Origin of the sequence: Agriterribacter sp. (assembly GCF_035445465.1) — a bacterium.
Taxonomy (GTDB): domain Bacteria; phylum Bacteroidota; class Bacteroidia; order Chitinophagales; family Chitinophagaceae; genus Agriterribacter.
Window position 1 is genome coordinate 112,094 of record NZ_DAOMQT010000006.1, and the last position, 18,919, is coordinate 131,012.

Annotated in this window: 22 protein-coding genes; 12 read left to right on the forward strand and 10 right to left on the reverse strand. The window is 43.4% G+C overall.

The genetic code is table 11. The features are described from left to right. Positions 1-119 precede the first annotated feature (119 nt). Positions 120-779, reverse strand: a complete 660-nt coding sequence (gene hxpB / locus PLE34_RS05275; protein WP_324554743.1) for a hexitol phosphatase HxpB — start codon at positions 777-779, stop codon at positions 120-122. A gap of 445 nt (positions 780-1,224) precedes the next feature. Between hxpB and PLE34_RS05280 the strand changes: the two genes are divergently transcribed. Next, positions 1,225-1,968, forward strand: a complete 744-nt coding sequence (locus PLE34_RS05280; protein ID WP_324554744.1) for a lysophospholipid acyltransferase family protein — start codon at positions 1,225-1,227, stop codon at positions 1,966-1,968. Here PLE34_RS05280 and PLE34_RS05285 read toward each other — a convergent pair. From PLE34_RS05285 to PLE34_RS05325, 9 genes are all read right to left on the reverse strand, one after another. Further along, a complete protein-coding gene (locus PLE34_RS05285) occupies positions 1,955-2,494 on the reverse strand; it encodes an acyl-CoA thioesterase (protein WP_324554745.1) in 540 nt (179 codons plus the stop codon). The two genes, PLE34_RS05280 and PLE34_RS05285, sit on opposite strands and share 14 nt — an antisense overlap. 236 nt (positions 2,495-2,730) lie before the next feature. Continuing rightward, positions 2,731-3,714: a hypothetical protein gene (locus PLE34_RS05290; RefSeq protein WP_324554746.1), complete on the reverse strand. Its 984-nt coding sequence runs from the start codon at positions 3,712-3,714 to the stop codon at positions 2,731-2,733. Positions 3,715-3,849: 135 nt separating this feature from the next. Further along, positions 3,850-4,221, reverse strand: coding sequence for a GNAT family N-acetyltransferase (locus tag PLE34_RS05295; RefSeq protein ID WP_324554747.1), 372 nt, complete (start codon positions 4,219-4,221; stop codon positions 3,850-3,852). A 322-nt stretch (positions 4,222-4,543) separates the two neighbouring features. Then, a complete protein-coding gene (locus tag PLE34_RS05300) occupies positions 4,544-5,803 on the reverse strand; it encodes a replication-associated recombination protein A (RefSeq protein ID WP_324554748.1) in 1,260 nt (419 codons plus the stop codon). A gap of 176 nt (positions 5,804-5,979) precedes the next feature. Next, positions 5,980-6,159: a hypothetical protein gene (locus PLE34_RS05305; RefSeq protein ID WP_324554749.1), complete on the reverse strand. Its 180-nt coding sequence runs from the start codon at positions 6,157-6,159 to the stop codon at positions 5,980-5,982. A gap of 19 nt (positions 6,160-6,178) precedes the next feature. After that, entirely contained in the window at positions 6,179-6,850 is a 672-nt protein-coding gene (locus tag PLE34_RS05310; RefSeq protein WP_324554750.1) for a GIN domain-containing protein, read from the reverse strand. A gap of 14 nt (positions 6,851-6,864) precedes the next feature. Then, complete coding sequence (locus PLE34_RS05315) at positions 6,865-7,236, reverse strand: GntR family transcriptional regulator (RefSeq protein WP_324554751.1); 372 nt, start codon at positions 7,234-7,236, stop codon at positions 6,865-6,867. A 27-nt stretch (positions 7,237-7,263) separates the two neighbouring features. After that, positions 7,264-8,037 (reverse strand): hypothetical protein, encoded by a 774-nt coding sequence (locus PLE34_RS05320; RefSeq protein ID WP_324554752.1) that lies wholly within the window; start codon positions 8,035-8,037, stop codon positions 7,264-7,266. Positions 8,038-8,050: 13 nt separating this feature from the next. Continuing rightward, positions 8,051-8,881 (reverse strand): ABC transporter ATP-binding protein, encoded by an 831-nt coding sequence (locus tag PLE34_RS05325; protein ID WP_324554753.1) that lies wholly within the window; start codon positions 8,879-8,881, stop codon positions 8,051-8,053. 229 nt (positions 8,882-9,110) lie between these two features. Between PLE34_RS05325 and PLE34_RS05330 the strand changes: the two genes are divergently transcribed. The 11 genes from PLE34_RS05330 to vgrG all read left to right on the forward strand — a co-directional run bounded on the left by PLE34_RS05330 (position 9,111) and on the right by vgrG (position 18,819). Then, complete coding sequence (locus tag PLE34_RS05330; RefSeq protein WP_324554754.1) at positions 9,111-9,275, forward strand: putative periplasmic lipoprotein; 165 nt, start codon at positions 9,111-9,113, stop codon at positions 9,273-9,275. Positions 9,276-9,679: 404 nt separating this feature from the next. Continuing rightward, positions 9,680-10,309, forward strand: coding sequence for a Pvc16 family protein (locus PLE34_RS05335; RefSeq protein WP_324554755.1), 630 nt, complete (start codon positions 9,680-9,682; stop codon positions 10,307-10,309). Further along, positions 10,309-11,655, forward strand: a complete 1,347-nt coding sequence (locus tag PLE34_RS05340; RefSeq protein WP_324554756.1) for a hypothetical protein — start codon at positions 10,309-10,311, stop codon at positions 11,653-11,655. The genes PLE34_RS05335 and PLE34_RS05340 overlap by 1 nt, the downstream gene beginning before the upstream one ends. Positions 11,656-11,707: 52 nt before the next feature. Beyond that, positions 11,708-13,102 (forward strand): phage tail sheath C-terminal domain-containing protein, encoded by a 1,395-nt coding sequence (locus tag PLE34_RS05345; protein ID WP_324554757.1) that lies wholly within the window; start codon positions 11,708-11,710, stop codon positions 13,100-13,102. A gap of 49 nt (positions 13,103-13,151) precedes the next feature. Next, positions 13,152-14,165: a hypothetical protein gene (locus PLE34_RS05350; protein WP_324554758.1), complete on the forward strand. Its 1,014-nt coding sequence runs from the start codon at positions 13,152-13,154 to the stop codon at positions 14,163-14,165. Positions 14,166-14,205: 40 nt separating this feature from the next. After that, positions 14,206-15,174 (forward strand): hypothetical protein, encoded by a 969-nt coding sequence (locus tag PLE34_RS05355; RefSeq protein ID WP_324554759.1) that lies wholly within the window; start codon positions 14,206-14,208, stop codon positions 15,172-15,174. Positions 15,175-15,213: 39 nt separating this feature from the next. Beyond that, the gene (locus PLE34_RS05360; protein WP_152270059.1) at positions 15,214-15,681 is read left to right on the forward strand and encodes a phage tail protein; all 468 of its coding nucleotides are present in this window, start codon (positions 15,214-15,216) and stop codon (positions 15,679-15,681) included. A 2-nt stretch (positions 15,682-15,683) separates the two neighbouring features. Beyond that, positions 15,684-16,157: a phage tail protein gene (locus PLE34_RS05365; protein WP_324554760.1), complete on the forward strand. Its 474-nt coding sequence runs from the start codon at positions 15,684-15,686 to the stop codon at positions 16,155-16,157. Positions 16,158-16,163: 6 nt separating this feature from the next. Further along, positions 16,164-16,334 (forward strand): DUF5908 family protein, encoded by a 171-nt coding sequence (locus tag PLE34_RS05370; RefSeq protein ID WP_324554761.1) that lies wholly within the window; start codon positions 16,164-16,166, stop codon positions 16,332-16,334. 2 nt (positions 16,335-16,336) lie between these two features. Then, positions 16,337-17,044 carry a CIS tube protein gene (locus PLE34_RS05375; RefSeq protein ID WP_324554762.1) on the forward strand — a complete coding sequence of 236 codons (708 nt, stop codon included), beginning with the start codon at positions 16,337-16,339 and terminating at the stop codon, positions 17,042-17,044. Then, positions 17,044-18,819, forward strand: a complete 1,776-nt coding sequence (gene vgrG, locus PLE34_RS05380; RefSeq protein ID WP_324554763.1) for a type VI secretion system tip protein VgrG — start codon at positions 17,044-17,046, stop codon at positions 18,817-18,819. The genes PLE34_RS05375 and vgrG overlap by 1 nt, the downstream gene beginning before the upstream one ends. The last annotated feature ends 100 nt before the right edge of the window (positions 18,820-18,919 follow it).

Sequence of the window (18,919 nt, forward strand, 5' to 3'; positions counted from 1 at the left end):
AAAATATGCTATGCTTTTTTCTCAGGCGGTTTTTCACCACCAGGAATTTTTTTTCAAACATATGGGCGAACTTCAACATGGGGTCTTCCATTTTATGGATACCACAAATATTGCTTTATTTATAAAAAACGCTTCAATTGCGCTTCACCGAAATCGGCCAGGCTGTTCAATTGCAGATCGGCGGCATTCCATTGGGGCAGGTCCCTCATAACTTTATCGGGAACCACCACGCATTTCATTCTTGCTGCCTTGGCGGCGATCATGCCATTAAATGAATCTTCAAAGCAAATACATTTAACGGGAGCAGATTGCAGCTCCGCAGCGCAGGCAAGGTATACTTCGGGATGGGGTTTACCAAAGCTCAGGGATTGGGCAGAGGTCATGGCTTGCAGGTAGCGGCGGATATTTAATTTATCGGCTACCACATGTACCACTGCCATTGGCGAAGAAGTGGCTAATCCTATTTTATATTGATGCTGCTGTAGCAGCGCAAAAATTTCCTGTACGCCGGGCATGGCTATCCCACGGGTATCAATCTTTTCAATTGCTTTTTGAATGGTCAGTTCAATAGCATCGTTGATAAATTCAGGCTTTATTTTAAAATAATGAAACCAGTGGGTAACCCATTCTTCGGTGCGCAAACCCCTGGTATCGTGGTATTGTTTTGTAGTTAGCTGTATGTTGAATTCCTGTAAAACTTCTGCTGCCGCTTCTTCCCACAAAGGTTCAGAATCAATGAGCAGCCCGTCCATGTCGAAAATTACGGTATCTGTTTGCATGCTGCAAATATAAAGGAAACGGGGTAGGGAATGGTGAGAGGTTAGACCGTGAGACGTGAAAGGAGAGAACGAATAAGCTCGTCGTTAGTATACTTTAGCCGATGGCTGAAGGCTGAACGCTGACTGCCCAGAGAAGGTAGGGGTGAGGGTGGAAAGTGCCGCCGGTCATTATTTATTTCCGGCGGCTACCCGGTTAAACTTATTGCAGGGCAAAAACGGTTTGTACTTCAAACTTCAATTTAATTTTTTTGAAATCAATGGTGCTGCTTTCCCCGGCACAATGGCTAATGCGGATGTGAATACCAGTTTTTTCATAATTATAATTTCAGACAGGATGTTATTCTTTTACTGATTGCATATTTATAGGAAGCGTTGCGCAGGAGTTAACAAAGTTTTTGCAAATAGCCTATATTGCAAAGCAAATGAGGAGTATAAATATTTACTAATGGTTTCATTTTTTGAAAGGCTACGCTATGTAAAACTGGTACGAAAGATCGTATATGTTATCATTGGGTCCCTGTCTTATCCGGGGCTGGCAATGATGAACCGTATTAAAATTTCCGGTACGGAACATCTCAGGAACTTACCCCGGAAAAATGTATTATTTGTGAGCAATCACCAAACCTATTTTATGGACGTGATCGCTTTCCTGCATATTTTTTGCGCAGTGAAGTGGAGAAAAACAAACAAGCTGGGTGTGCCCTATTACCTGCTTAATCCTTTTACCAATGTATATTTTGTTTCGGCGGAAGATACCATGCGAAAAAATTTCATGAGCAGGTTAATGGCGCTGGCGGGCTCCTTAACTGTTAAGCGTACGTGGGTGGAAGATGATAAGGCCGTGAGAAAAGGATTAAACCTTTCCGATACCAAAAAAATTTTAAAAGCGCTGAGCCGGAGCTGGGTGATCACTTTCCCCCAGGGAACTACTACCCCTTTTGCACCCGGGCGTAAAGGCACAGCTTTTCTGATAAAGCAAAGCCATTGCGTGGTAGTGCCGATTGTAATAGATGGTTTTAATAAGGCGTTCCATAAAAAAAACCTGAAGCTTATGCGGAAAGGCGTGTTGTTAACCGTAAATTTTAAGGCGCCGCTTGCTGTTAATTATGAAAACAGTTTAGACAGCATATTAAATCAATTGATGGATGCAATAGAACAAAGCGATGCGTATAAAGCTAAAACTGTGTAGTTTCTGCCCCGTTAAAAAAGAGCGCTTTCAGCTCAAGCGCTTCATCGGGCTTCATTTTTCCGCCTAATACCAGCCTGAGCTGTCTTCTTCTCATGGCGCCTTCATATAATTTCTGTTCCTCTTCCAGTTGGGGTGTAAGCCGGGGAACGGGTGATGGGGCTCCCGCAGCGTTCAGGGCCACAAATGTATAATAGGCTTCATTGCTTTTGTATTTATGCTGCCGTTTTAAATCTTCTCCCCATACATGCAAATGTACTTCCATTGACGTGGTGAATGCCCGGCTTACTTTGGCTTCAATATACACGGCGTTTCCCAGCAGAATCGGCGCTTCAAAAGAAATATTATCAACGGAGGCCGTAACCACCGGGGCATTGGCGTGCTTTTGCGCAGCCAGCGCGGCAGCAATATCCATCCAGTACATGAGCCTGCCGCCCATCAGATTTCCAAACACGTTGGTATCATTAGGTAATACCAGTTCCGTCATCATTACTAATGATTCACTGGCCTTCTTTGAAACGGGTTCCATTGAAAAAATTTGCCACAAAGATAAGGATTGCGAACGGGCAATATTGATATGCAGTGGATATATCATTATTGAACCGGAGAACAGGCAAATGAAAGCCTCAGTTCCTGCGCGCTTATGCGTTGGCAATAAAGGTGTAAATAATCAGTATAGCTATTAAAGTAACCCTTATCGTTACAATATTGGAGGTAATGCTTCTTTTCATGGTTTTTGTTTTTAAATATGGGCTATTAAATATTTTAAAACACCATCGGGCAGCGTAAAATACCGGATGAACCGCCGTTGCCTCCCAGGCGAATGCCTACTTTAATGGTGGCGGCATAATACGAGTCATTACGGGTAGGCGTACCCCGTTTATTGCCTTCGTTATAATGAGGTATCCTTACGCCGGGGCTTATGAGCTGGGCTTTATTGTGCATTTGTTTGGCAATGGCCGCGGTTTGCGATCCCGCGCCAAAATAGCTGTCGAAATCACTGTCGGCAATAAATTCTGTTCCTATGTCATCAATATAGTCGGTAAAGGTTTTCCGGTTTACGATTTCAAATGCGGCGCTTACTTTATCGGAGAAATAATAACGTATACCTACGCCGTAAGGAATATTGATTTGAGTAAGGCTGTATTCTTTTTTGTCGGGATATTGAGGCATACCCTGACCTTCAGTGCGCAAAGGCTTCAGGTCAACCCAGGTTTTTGTGCCATTAGGTGCTGTATATTGTCCCTTAGGGTTAAAATGAAAGACGCCAATACCTATTACGCCGTAAGGACGGAATTTATGATACAGGTCTTTGTCATCATTTTCAAGGAATACCAGGGGGTATATTTCACCCGTTAACGTAACTTCCTGTATAGGAATACGGGCCGAAAGATTTCTGTTCTTGCGGGCAACTTCAGGTCCGCCTTTATCCACAATAATACTGTCGGCGCCTTCAAGCGTTGTGAAATTTGCAGCAAGCGTTATACCCAAAAACTCACTCGGACGAATGGTGAGATAAGCACCTTTCATCAGTTTGGTCATCTGGATGTTATTGTCTTTCAGAAATGTTTTACCCGTACCGTAGCGTCCGCCTAAATCGCCAAGCAAATTGGAAGGGCCTACATTGATCCCTATTTCGTATACAGGCTTATCAAAAAAGATATACTGACCATACGATTGTACAGAAAAGAAACTTATGGCCGTAATAATACAGGCACGAAAAACCAGGTTGGGTAATTTTTGTGTCATGAGAGCGGATTTATGCTTTCAAAAAGTATTAGACTGACCTAATTAACGGGCTATGCTATAAAATAGTATAATAAGAAAAGACAACCCCGGAGAGGAATAGATAGAATCAAAAACTGTTGTGAGCAGAAATATGCTTTAAAGGAGGATCATTTTAATATGTTGAATCTTGTCTTCCAGGTAGATATCGCTATCCTGTATAAATCCTACACTTTCATAAAACTTTTTGAGGTATAACTGGGCGCCGATCCGGATAGGGGTACGTCCAAATAATTGATATACAGTAAGAACAGAACGTTCCATCAACGCTTTACCTATGCCGGTTCCCCGAACCTCTGCCGCATTAACTACTCTTCCAATTGCAGCTTCCGTATATATTGTTCCGGGGGCAAAAAGGCGGGTATACGCCACAAGGCTGTCTTCGTTCCATGCACATAAGTGCCACGCTTTCTGATCGTTATCATCAGCGTCAAGGAAAGTGCACTGCTGCTCCACTACAAATACTTTCATGCGTAACTGCATTATTTTGTACAACTCATGCACTGTGAGTTCATCGAATGTTTTAATTTTCCATTGCAGCACCATAAGAATTTGATGTATGATAACCGAATACAAAGTTCCAAAAAGCAAAAAACAAGAACCAAATAAAAATTCAAATCCGAAGCAGAAAGTTCGAAATTCGAAGCCAAATGCAACCGTAAGCTACAAACGATAAACTGTAAATTAAAAAAATCCAAAGAGGAAGAGCTCAGCCTGTCGTTAGCATAACTCCCCTGAAACCTGAACCCTGTAACCCGAGCCCATCTCAAATTTTAAATCTCAGATTTCAAATTTAATATCCATACTTCTCTTTCCACAATCCCTTCAGCCATTTTCTTAACTCTTCTTCCCTTGCATTTTTGCCGGGATTATAAAATGCCGTTCCTTTTATTTCATCCGGTAAATATTCCTGGGCCGAAAAGTTATGCTGGTAATCGTGCGAATATTGATAGCCTTTTCCATAGTCTAAGTTTTTCATCAGTTTGGTAGGGGCATTGCGAATATGGAGGGGCACGGGCAGGTCGCCAAATTGCTTTACAGCGGCCAGGGCCCCGTCAATAGCAAGATAGGCGGCGTTGCTTTTGGGTGATGAAGCCAGATAGGTAGCGCATTGCGATAATATTATCCTCGACTCCGGGTACCCGATCTTATTTACCGCTTCAAACGTGGCATTGGCCAGCAAGAGGGCATTGGCGTTGGCATTGCCAATATCTTCGCTGGCCAGGATCACTAACCGCCGGGCGATGAATTTTACATCCTCGCCGCCTTCGATCATTCTTGCCAACCAGTATACGGCTGCATTGGGATCGCTGCCGCGGATAGATTTAATGAATGCCGAAATAATATCGTAGTGCTGCTCGCCGCTTTTGTCGTACAGTGCAATGCGCTTTTGCGCAATGTCCATTACCATTGCGTCAGTGATCAGCACTTCGTTATCCGGAACAGCGTCTGTTACGATCTCCAGCAGGTTCAGTAATTTCCGGGCATCGCCTCCCGAAATATTCAAAAGCGCAGCAATTTCTTTGAGCATTATTTTGCGTTTACTGAGCTCCGCATCTTTTTCAATAGCCAGTGCAAGTAATTTTTTCAAAGCCGTTTCATCAAGCGGCTTTAATACGTATACTAAGCAGCGGCTCAGTAAGGCGGCATTTACTTCAAAAGATGGATTTTCGGTAGTGGCCCCAATAAGGGTAATTGTACCCTTTTCCACCGCGCCCAGTAATGCATCCTGCTGTCCCTTATTGAAACGATGAATTTCATCAATGAATAAAATACTCTCAGACTGAAGCTTTGCTTTTTCAATTACTTCTCTTACTTCTTTCACTCCCGCACTGATAGCGCTTAATGTATAAAATGGAACATGCAGCGTATGCGCGATGATGTGGGCGATGGTTGTTTTGCCAACACCAGGTGGTCCCCATAAGATCATAGAAGGTATCTTACCCTGCTGGATTGCCTTGCGCAAAATGCTTCCCTGTCCGGTAAGATGTTCCTGTCCTACCAGTTCATCTAATGATTGAGGCCGTAGTCGTTCTGCCAGTGGAGCTGCCATCACACAAAAATAAGTGATAAGTTGAATCGGCCGGCTAAGTGAATTTTGTGAAGGGAAGTGGTGAAAGTATATGCAATTGTTACCCGATGCTATTATGCAAAAAAATGAGGCTGTCCAAGAAGTAATATTTTGCCACGAATGTTACAAACAGGCACGAATTATTTGTGATACAGCGATTATTCCAAACCAATAAAAAAGGCAGACGGAAAAGCCTGGGCAGCAGGTGACAATATCAATCTTTCTTTTCCAGCCTGGTCTTTTTCGGGTTCTGTTCCTGCATGCAAGGTATGGTGCAGCGCGATGCATAATGCGATCAGCGAAAGAAGCATTATAATGGAATGAAAATTCTTTTTCATGATTTGATATATTAATATTTTAAGGATTGTTCTTTTCTGCAATCATGCGCATGGTTTTGCCATTCACATTCAGCGTGGCGCTGTCTTCTAGCACAAGGTTCCCGATTTGCTGTACACTGCCCTGCTCATTGTTGAACCTGCTGCCATTAGCCAGTTGAAGGTTAAGCCATTTTACATCGGCGGTGCTGCCCAAAGTAATCGTACCGCTTCGTTTAACGTTTACCGTTAAACTGTCTGCTGAACCGTGGAATGTTACATTTCCTTCCGCGCCAATATGCATTGTGGCGCCGGTTAGGGTAACCGGATCAATTTCAGCATTAGCAGAGTCAATAGAAAGCTTTAAAAAGCCGGGACAGTACACGGTAACCGGTAAATAATCGTGCTGATTTTTTGAGCGCAGCGTTAAAACGCCGGCTTCCGACTGAAATTGAATTTTGTCTTTATTCCAGTTGTCTACCCGTATGGCAAAGCTGTCCGAATGCTTTATTGAAATATGTCCCCGCTTAAATCTGCCGAGGTCTATCTCAGTAAAGTGATCTGTTATGGTAAGCGCGCTTCTTTCATTTTCCACCTGCTGTTCTGTAACGTATTCACCGTTTTTATACTTCGCGTATAAGGAAGCATAGATAAAAGTCAGGATCATAAAAGGCAGCACGAACAGGCTTAATAATATTTTGTTACTTGTTTTCATACCGTGGTATTATGTTATGAAAAGTTTTGTTTAATGAATTTTTCAAACCGGGGTTTCAATTCTTCGGTATTCATGCCCAGCAGGTACATGTTCCTGAATACGCCGGGAAGGTCTTTTTGCAAAAAAGCTTCCTTTCTGTAGCCAAGGGCCCGTTCCCTGGCATTAGCGGTTACAAAATAGCCGATGCCGCGCTGGTTATAAATGATCTCCTGCTGCTGTAAAAAATCAAAAGTGCGCATTACGGTATTGGGGTTCACTTCCAGTTGCACAGCCAGCTCCCTCACCGATGGAATGCGTTCTTCCGCCTTCCATTCCCCGAGCAGGATCTTCTCGCACACGTAATCTGCTATCTGCAGGTATATTGACTGACTATCTTTGAATTGCATGGTTACAAATTTTTAATAGGTACTCGATCATATTTCCTTTTCCTTCAGCCTGAAATAAGTGGCTACCCAAAAAACAGGCGCCCATATAAATTTTGCGAGTGCTATAACCGCATCTTCAATCCAGGGTGCTAACCGGTACAGCTTCATTTCATTATCGCCATATATTACAAAGCTGGTTAAACCCCGCATACCACTATTGTGAGGCAATAAATTTTTCGCGAAAAATATGCCTGCCAGCATAAAAAGGAATATGATAAACAGTGCGGCCAGTATGGTTTTTATAAAGGCATATCTTTCAAAATATACAGAGCCAAGAATGAACAGGGATTGGAGCGCCAGAAAAATATAGCAAAATATGATGACATGATCTTTCAGGTTGCGTACAGGTTCTATTATGTTATGAGGGTTTAAGCGGATAGCAAAAAAAGTGATTTGCTGGATAATAAAAAAGCTCACCGCAAAAACGACAGGAAAAGCAATAAGCGAATAACAAATACCGCACAACAGTTTTTCGGTATGCGTTGCCGGAATGCTGAGCCAGTAAGTGCCTTTGGCTTTATCGCTCAATGCCCCAAATGTGGTGCTGGCGAATATTAAGCCCGCGCCAAAAAAAAGAACGAGGAAAATAACATAGGTATCTTCTTCATCGTAACGGCTTTCATTTGCAATGGCCCAAAAAATAAATATGATGGATAGCAAACCTATAAGCGCCAGCACAGATAAGCTGTAAAGCTTCGCATTGTCGAACCATTGTTTTTTAATGAGCAGCCCCAGCCTTGAAAAACTAAATGAATTATTCATGGTAATATCTTTATCAGTTAAAAGCAGAATGAATTTTGTCGCGGTTTACAATAATGGCTTTGTACAGCATTTCAAGATCCAGGCGGCTTTCTTCATGCATGGCGTTGCGGGTAATGACAGCATTGCCTTTTAATGACGGTTCGTTGTATAGTGATTGCTGAATTTCTTCGGGATCAAAAGAAATTTTGAAATTCAGGTGATGCGTGATCTGCTCAATGGTTTGATCAAACAGGATCTTTCCTTCATCAATAATGGTAATGCGGTCAATAAGATTTTCTAAGTCTTTTACCTGGTGTGTGCTGATGATAATGGATTTGTTTTCATCCAAAGCGCTTGCTATTACTTTACGGAACTGGCTCTTGCTCATAATATCCAAACCGTTGGTAGGCTCATCCATTAGCAATAAAGCCGTATTGCATGCCAGCCCGAAACTGATGAGTGTTTTTTTCTTTTGCCCGTAGCTCATGCTTTGAATGGTATTATCAATCGGTATTTCAAACTCGATGAGGTAACGGTTATACTGGTCGTAGTTGAATTTTGGATAGAACGGCGCATTGTATTTTGCCAGTCTTGCGGGTGTGATGTCGGGGAGAAAAAACTCCTCCGCTACCATAAATACGTCCTGTAAAAAGGAGGGTTTTCTTTTGCCCGGCACATGATTTCCTACTGTAATGCTTCCCGTGTCGGGGAAAAGCGTTCCCGCGATATTGCGCAGCAGGGTTGATTTACCGGTACCGTTTTTACCCAGCAAACCATAAATAAAGCCCGGTTGTAGCTGAAGGCTCAAACCGGTAAACACCTTTTTTTTGCTGTAGCCAAAGTGTAGGTTTTGTACAGAGACCATATGTAGTGATTTAGTGTACTATTGTATTAGTACACTGCAAATATAATACTGATTTTTTATTATCAAAATTTTTTTTGATTTTCTTTCCGGCGATCCGGGTAGGATTAAAAGGTGTGGATGAAATTCCCCTTAATGGCGCGGCATTTTCACCTGCAGGATGAATATTGCTGCTGAAATTACTGGCAACGTTATTGCAGAATTATCTTTTTAATCAAATAAAACAAAAGCTATGAAGAACTTATTATTGATCTGCATAACCTGCTTTATTTTTTCAGCCTGTGGCAATCCTTCTACGGATAGCATAGAGAACAACAGTGCCGATTCCATTACGACCGCTCCTTCCGATACGCTTTATCCCCAAACAGATACAAGTGCTATAAATCCGCAGCCGTAAGAACGCAGGAAATGAATAAAGGAGAAGGAAAGCGCAGAAAGTAACCTGAATCATGAGCAGGACTTTCATTTTTGCCGCAGATTTGCAGGTACTACCTGCTGACCTGCGGCATCTTTTTGATTATGCGGTCGGTACCCAACGGCAGGAGGGTCAGGCCGCATTAACCAAAAATACCACAAATGGGTTATTGCATCTGACAGGTAAACTTTTTACCTTGGCCTCCGTGTTCCTGCAAGTAAATCATCCGCCCTGCAAACTTCCGCACACCTTGTTGCCCTGCCCCCGAAAAAATATCCATATCATATCGTGAAAGAATTGAACACTTCCTGTGTTGGGCAAATGGGTACACTCAATTTTTTTACGTTATGAGAGGGTACACTTTTTACCATTGAAACACATCGGGTATGATCCACGAAGCACTTGGCTTATTGCGCCGTGAACTGGTAACCTATCTTTCCTCGCATGGATATGCCGCTGCGGAAGATATAGTGGTAATTGAAAATATCGGGCTTTTTGAGTCTGCTGCCAGTGGTGTGAATTTAGATGACAAGATCGTTTTTACCCTGGTGAACATTGAAGAAGAAAGTACGCTGAAAAACAATGCCTTCGTAAAAAAGGAGTTTGCCAGCGTGGCGCAATATGAAAATCCTCCTGTTTTTCTGAATCTTTACCTGCTTGTTACTGCTTGCAATAAATCGGCAGACAATAATAGTTATACAGATGCATTGGAAAGGCTTTCACTGGTGATTGCTTTTTTTCAAAGTAAAAATTCCTTTTCTTCAGGCGGTTCTGTTTCGGGTGGCACGCCTTCCTTTACTAATGAAGACCTGCTGCAGCTTACTATCCGTCATGAAATGTATACGCTCAGTTTTGAGCAGGTCAATCATTTGTGGGGCACGCTGGGTGGAAAGCAGATGCCTTTTGTATTGTATAAACTTCGGCTGATAGCTATTACGGAACGCAAAGTGCTGAGAGAAGTGCCATTGATTGAAGAAATAGAAACCCATTTTTCAAAAATACCAACCGGTCATTGATGGGGGTTATTTATAAAATATTATTTGAAGTAAAGCTGCTCCACGAGTTTTATCTTACCCAACCTAACGGGCAAACGGTATTTGACTTGGCCGCGCAAACAGACAGAATTAACTTTTTATTTAACCGCTTTGCGCGTGGCGACAGGGATATTAACAGTGAGCTGCGTTTTGACCTCCCGGAAAGTGTACGTAAAACCTTCCGGGATTATCACCTGAAATTACTGCCTTCTTATGCCGGTTGCAAGGTTGGAGTGGAAGTGAAAAGGCAAAAGCTTCCTGACGGAACGGTGGTTTATCAACCCCTGATCCCTTTGCCCGATGCCTCGAATATTGCTTTCCTTATCGTACGGAAAAACAATGCCTGGGATGCGTATACCAGTGCTAAAATGCAGCGGCTGACGAATGCAGTATATTATTTTTCAAATGAAAATGTTACCGGTGTAAAAGCATATCCCGTTTTGTCTAACAGCATACCAGCCTTTGACGCTTCCCTGATATATGAACAGGGTGAGCAGGCTTCATTCGGTCTTAATGATACCCGTTCTTTCTATATTGATAAAGATGGAAACGGGCAGTGGCTGAATATAAGCGGCACCCATTTCGTAAATGAAACCGACCGTATCCTGCTTCCGCTGCGTTTTTCCTATAATTTCAGCGCTGCCGGTAACATAACGGAAGCAGAAATGATATTGAAAGATAAAGATGGGAATGCCGTAGTGCTTTCAAGGGATGAATATGGTACGGAGAAAAAAGCTTTGACGTTTAAAAGCATGGCGCCGCTTCAAAAAATAACACTGGATTTCAGCCGGGGAGATATAGCCACGCTTCCTGCTTTCCCGGCAGATGAAAATATTTTTTATACCCTTGAAGTAAAAGATAATAATGGAAATACCTCCATACACCGTTTCCTGTTTTTTAATGATCCTGTTAACCTCAGGGAAAGCTGGGGATTAATAAATATGAAGCCAAAGGTAACCGACCCCGCTTTCCATTTATTGGATAACAATGGCTTTTTGCTTACCCGTATAATGCCCGACAGCAGTATGGTGCCGGCGCCCGTTTTTGAAATAAGAATGAAAAGCCGGCTTTCTTTCTGGCGATACATTCATGATAAAAAGAAAAAGCTGAAAAATGAACACCCCGATTTCCTGTTCCCGCAAAACAACAACCTTGTTTCAATTTTACCCCGCCCGTTAAGCTTCACCCCTTATTTGTTAAAGAAGCCCGATAATAGTTCGTATTACCTGCCCAACCCCCTTCCTTTTGAGTTAGTAAAAACAGAAAATGGCAAGCAGTATACAGACATTTTTGTAGGAGCGTCTGCCCTGTTCCCATTATTACCATAATGTATGCGCAAACTGGTTTCGTAAACAATTTATAAACACAAAACCTTTTCATATGCCAGAATATAAAACCCCCGGAGTTTATATTGAAGAGATTCCAAAACTCCCTCCGTCCATTGCCTCGGTTGAAACGGCTATCCCCGCGTTTATCGGATATACGCAGAAAGCGCAGCTAAAGGAACCTGCCGATCTGATCAATATACCCAAACGCATTTCCTCTATGCTGGAATATGAACAGTTCTTTGGTGGTCCCCTGCCTGAAACAACAATTACCGTAACCATAGATGTTACACAGCCCGGGCGTATTGATGCGCAGGGTAAGGTTATTACACCTGCTCCCTACCTGATGTATTATTCGCTTCAACTGTTTTTTATTAATGGGGGAGGTCCGTGCTATATCGTATCGGTAGGCGACTACAGCGGAGGCGGAGTAATTGACCAGGCAACCCTGCAGGGAGGGCTGGATGAGGTTGAAAAGATAAACGAGGTTACCTTACTATTATTTCCCGATGGTTTGAATATGACCGGCGCCGGTAATTATTATGCGTTATATAAGGAAGCTATGGATCAGTGTGCGGAGCTCAAAGATCGCTTTGCTGTTTTAGACGTATGGGTAGATCCGGATGCTACCGTTGATAATATACAGGTGCTTCGCGACTTTGATTTTGGCACAATTGATACGATGAAATATGCTGCTGTTTACTACCCGCGCATCTATACCAGGTTAGATTACCAGTACGACGATGAAGATGCGGTAACGATTGTTGGTGTTGGCGATGGTTCCTTAAACGGAACGCTTGCCGAATTAAAGTCAAAAAATAATGCCTATTATTTTATGGCCAAAAGCGCCATTGCAGATATTGAGATGCTCATGCCTGCTTCCAGTGCCGTTGTTGGAAGATATGCCGAAGTAGATAATACCAGGGGTGTTTGGAAAGCGCCGGCTAATGTGGGGATTGATTTTGCTATACGTCCTGAAATATTGGTTACACACAAACAGCAGGAAGGGTTGAATGTAGATACCCTTGCCGGTAAATCCATTAACGTTATCCGTTCTTTCGCAGGAAGAGGCCCCGCCATTATCTGGGGAGCCAGAACATTGGCCGGCAACGACAATGAATGGCGTTATATTTCCGTGAGACGATTTTTTAATATGGTAGAAGAATCAACTAAAAATGCTACGGAGCGCTTTGTGTTTGAACCTAACGACCGCAATACCTGGATACGCGTAAAATCCATGATCGAAAATTACCTCACCCAGCAATGGAAGGCCGGGGCATTGATGGGCACTACCACCCGCGAAGCCTATTTTGTGAAAGTAGGGCTCGGGGAAACCATGACGGAATTAGACATATGGGAAGGGCGCATGATTGTGGAAATTGGCCTCGCGGTGGTTCGTCCGGCCGAATTTATCATCCTGCGTTTCATGCACAAAATGCTGCAGGAATGATAAACTATGTGTAACAAAACAGGATTCTTAAATTTTAAAATCATTCAACATGTCAATCATATCATCTTCAAAAAAAGGTACCAGGCAGCAGAATGATGACTGCGGCAATTGCGAAGAGAACGATACCGCCACGCAAAAATCAATCAGTACAGAACGAAAAAAATACTGTAACGAACTGTATACAGCGGCGGGTGAGATGAGCCAGTATGAAACCAATTACTACGGGCAAAGCAATTTGTATGAACAAAAAAAATGCATGTTTGTGTGGACGGAGGACAATTACCGCCGTTATCGGAATACGGAGATCTGTGTTGGCACAGAGCTGCTGCAATCCAACGATCTCATCAAAGAAAATGTGAGCAATTATATAAAGTGGGGCAATGATCTTTCTGCCGGCCTCAAAAATATCTTTAAAGCTATAAAGGATGTGAAAATAAAACTGGGCGACCTGCGTACTGCGGCGGGTAAGCTGGAGGATTGCAAAAATGATAGTTGCAATTGCACGCAAATGACCATTTTAACGGGCGAGCAGCAAAAGAATTGTGAAACAAGACCTTCGCAGGACAACAGGCCCGACGAATGCAACGATGCCAAAGAAGTGCTGGACGACCTTATTTGCATGCCCAAAGCGCTTGGATTTGATGCAGACTATATTTTTAACGCCGCTTCCGATGTGATCGGCATTCAGGTTTTTTCCAACCTGGGCACGCTCGACCCTCTGCAAAAAACGCTTGCCGATGATGCCAAAGCTTTTGAAAAGCATATCCAGGATACGATGAAATTGAGGGAAGGCGCTTTGAAGAAAACACAGGAAGACCTCGTAAAAGCCGTGCAGGAAGCCACTAAATCTGCTACCGGATTGTACAATAAGAGGAGTGATTTTGAAGGACTGATGTGTACTACCAAATTCATTTGTTGTCCTGCATGTGATTGTGTTACAGAAGATGATAATTGCAAACCCCGCCTGGAAAAATGCAAAGAGGAAATTTGTGAAATATGTGACGAAGTGAAGGAGACCTTTTGTAATGAGAGTGGAGGTAATGATGAAACCACTGCCGGTTAACAGGAGGTGAATTAATCCATAACAATTAAATCAAATTATTATGCTTACAGAACATAAATATCAGAAACTGGCGGATACCTGGGATGCTAAGATCAAAGCATGCTGCGATAAGGAAGATCCGGATGATCCGCGGGGCTGCGATTGTTGCTATGATAGCTGGCAGGATGAGCTGAAAGTGGTAAAAACAAAATACAGCGAGTCGGAAGAGAAAGCGAGGCAGCTTAAGGATGAGCTGACGATAGTGGCAGACCGGAGGGATAAATTAAAAATGTGGTACGATGAGCTGACAAAGGCCAATGATCTGGCCCGCAAAATTTGTGATCAACTGGAGATATTGCTTACCCAGGTGGAGAAAATAAGCACCAATACGGGGCTGGCAGTACAGGCCATTAAAACCCTTTACTGCATGGTACGTGATTTTTATATGCAGGTAGACCTCATAAAAACAAAATACGACCGGTTGCAGAACTGCATTAAATGTTTGAATAACCCGGCACTTGGCCCGGGTGTAGGCATCATGAAATGCTTAGAGGAATATGGGAAGAAACTGGAAATTGTTATTGCCACGAGGGATGAAGTAATAAAAATGCTGATGGCGGCTATCAAAATAGCCTGTCGCATTAACAAAAACATTTCAGTTGATTTTGGATTAAGCACGGTTATCACGGAATGGAGCACGGCGTTTAACTGTTCTGTTCAGTGTGATGATGACGCAGCGCCCTGCCCCCCTGCAGGCGCCAAAGCGAATATGACTAAAACCGGAACGGCGCCTGCACAGGAAGACAGTTGTTTGGGAGCCTGCAGCCTTGAGCCCATACTCCTGTTCCCTGTTTGCAAAGACCCGTATTACAAGTGTGTAGATGATCAGTATGAAACAGATAAAAAAGCCGCGGAAGATCTGGCTAAGGAATTATTGAAAGAGAATAAGAAAAAGGAAGCTTTGCTTGCATGCAAGCAAAGCCTGGAATCGGCTATTAAAGAAACAGATCCCAAAAGCAGGTGTAAATAATGCAGAAACCCATTCACATCATCTTTAAAATTAAAAATTATGGCAGCCAAAGGAGATTATCCCATTCCAAAATTTCACTTCCAGGTTGAGTGGGGTGATGATTTCAGAATTGGCTTTACGGAAGCCAGTGGTCTTGACTTTGAAACGGAAGTAATTGAATACCGTGAAGGGAATAGTAAAAAATACAATAAAAGCAAACAGCCGGGATTAACCAAGTTCAGCAATATTACCTTAAAGAGAGGTACGTTCGAAGGCGACTTCGATTACTATAAAGAGTGGCGTAAAACCTATTTATTCCAGGAAGGCAATAAAACAGGCTCCATGTACCGCCGTACCATTACCATTAAGTTGCTGAATGAAAACCATGAAGCCATTATTACCTGGAAGCTCCAGAATGCATGGCCATCCAAAATACAATCAACCGATCTTAAAGCCGATGCCAATGAAGTGGCTATTGAAACCATGGAGCTGGTGCATGAAGGTTTGGAAATAATGAATGTAGATTAACTATGGCAGTTGAACAAGCAAGAAATACGGATAATTTTTACCAAACGGTGAACTTTCATTTCCGCGTTGAGTTTGTGCGGGAAGCACAGGCGTTAGATATGAGCTTTCAATCGGTAACGGGGTTAGATTCCACTTTAGATACGGACACGGTAAGAGAAGGCGGAGAAAACCGCTTTGAGCATGTTATTCCGGTTAGGAGAAAATACGGTCCGCTTGTTTTAAAAAGAGGGGTGCTAACTCCAACCGAATCAGGGATAACAAAATGGTTCAAACAGGTTTTTGATGATGAAAAGGTAATGCCCATCGCTACCGTGCATATTAAATTGTTAAATGAAGAACATCAGCCGCTGATGCACTGGACGGTCAACAATGTATGGCCCAGGAGCTGGAAGATAGGTGAGCTGAATGCAGAACGGGGAGAAGTATTAATTGAAACACTCGAATTAAATTATAATTATCTCATCTTAAACGATTGATACATTATGCCCATAGAAGTTCGGGAACTGGTTATAAAAGCAACCGTTACGCAGGAAGCAACAACAGGCGGAGCACAGCAACCCGCTACCGGTAATGCTGTTACTCCTAATGAAGAAATGATCAATAGCTGCGTGGAAAAAGTGCTGGCCATATTAAAAGATAAAATTGAACGATAGTCATGGAAAAACTACGGATATATGCTTTCCTCGACAGGAATTTTGTTGACCCGGGCGAAGGGATCAGCCGTTTGCAACCCGCATTCATGGCGCCCATTAACCCCGAATCGTTTACCAAAAATTTAAAAATAGACCTGGATCAGCGACGCGGACATGGCAGTCATGGAACCGATCTGCGGTTCAGGTCAACGGTGCCGGAAGAGCTAAAGCTGGAATTCATTCTGGATGGTACTCAAACCATGGAAGGATACGGGGGAGAAGATACTTCGCTCAAAGCAATGAAGGTGCACGACCAGATAAAAAAATTCTTAGACAGCGTTTATAAATACCAGGGAGAAATTCACCGTCCGAAGTTTTTATTGCTGATATGGGGCTCCGAAATACGGTTTCGCTGCATATTGTCTAACCTGGATATTAACCATACGCTGTTTAACCCGGAAGGCGAACCATTACGGGCGAGATTAACCGCTACTTTTTTAAACTATAAAGCAAGGGAGGAAAGATTGGCTGAAGAAAGACAGGAATCCGCTGATCTTACCCACCTGCGAAAAGTGCAGCAGGGCGACCGTTTGGACCTCATGACGTTCAGGATATACAACGACCCTAAATATTTTTTGCAGGTAGGTAAGGCAAATGCGCTTACCCGTATCCGTAATGTTAAAGCAGGTACCGACCTTTTTTTTCCACCCTTTGATAAAAATGAAGCATAATGGAAGAGCTATTGATTCCCAATCCCTCAAAGCATGATGTGGCCACTTTCAATATACTGGTTGATGACCAGGATATCAATCCATCGTACCAGGTATTGTCTCTTTCCATAACAAAAGAGATTAACCGTATACCCGCGGCAAAAATTGTTTTGCGTGATGGCGAAGCCAGCGACAGATCATTTGAGATCAGCAACAGCAATGATTTTATTCCCGGAAAAAAAATACTGATCAAAATAGGGCTCGACGGAAATAATATCCTGGTTTTTAAAGGTATTATCATCCGGCACACCATAAGGGTAAAAGAAAACGGGGACGGGGAATTGCATGTGGAATGCCGCGATGAAGCAGTACGGATGACTATAGGCAGGCATAGCCGCTACTATGAAAACATAAAAGACAACCGCTTGTTTGATGAGCTGATCGGGCGGTATAACGGGCTGCAGGGGGATACTGCTGAAACGAAACTTACGCATAAGCACCTGGTGCAGCATCACCTCAGCGACTGGGATTTTATGTTGCTCCGCGCCGAAGCCAATGCCATGCTGGTAAATGTAGATGATGGGCGGATAAAAATATCAACGCCCGACACAACAGCCGAACCCGTATTGCAGGTAACCTATGGTTCATCCATATTAGAATTTGAAGCGGAGATGGATGCCCGCACGCAATGGAAAAACGTAAAAGCGGCTTCCTGGGATTATACCAACCAGCAGTTGTTTGAAGCAGAAGCCGGTGAGTTTGACGCTTTTGCACAGCATGGAAATATCACGGGCAGCCAGTTAGCCGAAACGATCAATCTTGATGCTTACGAAATGAAGCACAGCGGGCATGCGCTGGAACAGGAACTGCAGGATTGGGTAAACGGCGTTATGCTGCGCAGCAGGCTGGCAAAAATAAGGGGGCGTGCGAAATTTACCGGTTTTGCCGGCATTCATCCCGGTGATATGGTAAAGCTTGAAGGTGTGGGTGAACGCTTTAAAGGCAAGGCCTATGTAACAGCGGTGAAACAGGAGATGGGCAACGGGATGTGGGATACGCATGTGCAGTTTGGGCTTGATCCCGAGCGGTATGCTTTTGTTCACCAGGATATGCCTGATGCCCCGGCTGCCGGGCTGGCAGGAGCTGTTCACGGACTGCAGATCGGGGTTGTGGTGCAGTTGCAAAATGACCCGGATGGCGAAGACCGCATAAGGGTAAGGATCCCGGTAATTGATAATAACGACCAGGGCATATGGACAAGAATTGCCAGCTTAGATGCAGGACAGGACAGGGGTGCTTTTTTTCGACCTGAAATTGGCGATGAGGTAATTGTGGGTTTCATCAATGATGACCCGAGAGATGCCGTGGTGCTGGGTATGTTGCATAGCAGCGCTAAGCCGGCGCCTGTTACCGCGCAGGATGCAAACAATGAAAAGGGCTTCACTACACGCAGTAAAATGCATTTGCAGTTTAACGATGATACCAAAACGATTACGATTGATACACCTGCAGGCAATAGCATCATCATAGATGAGCAGGGAATGAAGATCGAGATCAAAGACCAGAACAGCAATAAAATAACCATGGGCACATCCGGCATAACCATAGAAAGCCCTATGAATGTAGAAATAAAAGCTGGTGTAAATCTCACCTTATCCGCCGCCGCATCCCTTACCATTGGAGGTGCATCGCTGGGGGTTAAGGCAGATGGTAATTTAAGTTTGGAAGGCGCATTGGCTAAATTATCGGCCCAGGGTATTACGGAGATCAGCGGGTCATTGGTGAAGATAAATTGAGGGAGTAAGAAGTGTGGGGTATAAGGTATAAGGTATAGGGTGTAAGGTATAGGGTGTGAGGTGTGAGGTATAAGGTTGCGGCACCCGGCGAAGGAGGGGC

What these genes read in the sequence shown, in the direction of transcription:
- PLE34_RS05345 (WP_324554757.1), top strand. Translation starts at nt 11,708, where the DNA reads ATGCCAGAATATAAAACCCCCGGAGTTTATATTGAAGAGATTCCAAAA.
- PLE34_RS05325 (WP_324554753.1), bottom strand. Translation starts at nt 8,881, where the DNA reads ATGGTCTCTGTACAAAACCTACACTTTGGCTACAGCAAAAAAAAGGTG.
- PLE34_RS05285 (WP_324554745.1), bottom strand. Translation starts at nt 2,494, where the DNA reads ATGGAACCCGTTTCAAAGAAGGCCAGTGAATCATTAGTAATGATGACG.
- vgrG (WP_324554763.1), top strand. Translation starts at nt 17,044, where the DNA reads ATGGAAGAGCTATTGATTCCCAATCCCTCAAAGCATGATGTGGCCACT.
- PLE34_RS05375 (WP_324554762.1), top strand. Translation starts at nt 16,337, where the DNA reads ATGGAAAAACTACGGATATATGCTTTCCTCGACAGGAATTTTGTTGAC.
- PLE34_RS05310 (WP_324554750.1), bottom strand. Translation starts at nt 6,850, where the DNA reads ATGAAAACAAGTAACAAAATATTATTAAGCCTGTTCGTGCTGCCTTTT.
- hxpB (WP_324554743.1), bottom strand. Translation starts at nt 779, where the DNA reads ATGCAAACAGATACCGTAATTTTCGACATGGACGGGCTGCTCATTGAT.
- PLE34_RS05360 (WP_152270059.1), top strand. Translation starts at nt 15,214, where the DNA reads ATGGCAGCCAAAGGAGATTATCCCATTCCAAAATTTCACTTCCAGGTT.
- PLE34_RS05335 (WP_324554755.1), top strand. Translation starts at nt 9,680, where the DNA reads ATGATCCACGAAGCACTTGGCTTATTGCGCCGTGAACTGGTAACCTAT.
- PLE34_RS05300 (WP_324554748.1), bottom strand. Translation starts at nt 5,803, where the DNA reads ATGGCAGCTCCACTGGCAGAACGACTACGGCCTCAATCATTAGATGAA.
- PLE34_RS05290 (WP_324554746.1), bottom strand. Translation starts at nt 3,714, where the DNA reads ATGACACAAAAATTACCCAACCTGGTTTTTCGTGCCTGTATTATTACG.
- PLE34_RS05305 (WP_324554749.1), bottom strand. Translation starts at nt 6,159, where the DNA reads ATGAAAAAGAATTTTCATTCCATTATAATGCTTCTTTCGCTGATCGCA.
- PLE34_RS05320 (WP_324554752.1), bottom strand. Translation starts at nt 8,037, where the DNA reads ATGAATAATTCATTTAGTTTTTCAAGGCTGGGGCTGCTCATTAAAAAA.
- PLE34_RS05350 (WP_324554758.1), top strand. Translation starts at nt 13,152, where the DNA reads ATGTCAATCATATCATCTTCAAAAAAAGGTACCAGGCAGCAGAATGAT.
- PLE34_RS05340 (WP_324554756.1), top strand. Translation starts at nt 10,309, where the DNA reads ATGGGGGTTATTTATAAAATATTATTTGAAGTAAAGCTGCTCCACGAG.
- PLE34_RS05370 (WP_324554761.1), top strand. Translation starts at nt 16,164, where the DNA reads ATGCCCATAGAAGTTCGGGAACTGGTTATAAAAGCAACCGTTACGCAG.
- PLE34_RS05330 (WP_324554754.1), top strand. Translation starts at nt 9,111, where the DNA reads ATGAAGAACTTATTATTGATCTGCATAACCTGCTTTATTTTTTCAGCC.
- PLE34_RS05355 (WP_324554759.1), top strand. Translation starts at nt 14,206, where the DNA reads ATGCTTACAGAACATAAATATCAGAAACTGGCGGATACCTGGGATGCT.
- PLE34_RS05295 (WP_324554747.1), bottom strand. Translation starts at nt 4,221, where the DNA reads ATGAAAGTATTTGTAGTGGAGCAGCAGTGCACTTTCCTTGACGCTGAT.
- PLE34_RS05365 (WP_324554760.1), top strand. Translation starts at nt 15,684, where the DNA reads ATGGCAGTTGAACAAGCAAGAAATACGGATAATTTTTACCAAACGGTG.
- PLE34_RS05280 (WP_324554744.1), top strand. Translation starts at nt 1,225, where the DNA reads ATGGTTTCATTTTTTGAAAGGCTACGCTATGTAAAACTGGTACGAAAG.
- PLE34_RS05315 (WP_324554751.1), bottom strand. Translation starts at nt 7,236, where the DNA reads ATGCAATTCAAAGATAGTCAGTCAATATACCTGCAGATAGCAGATTAC.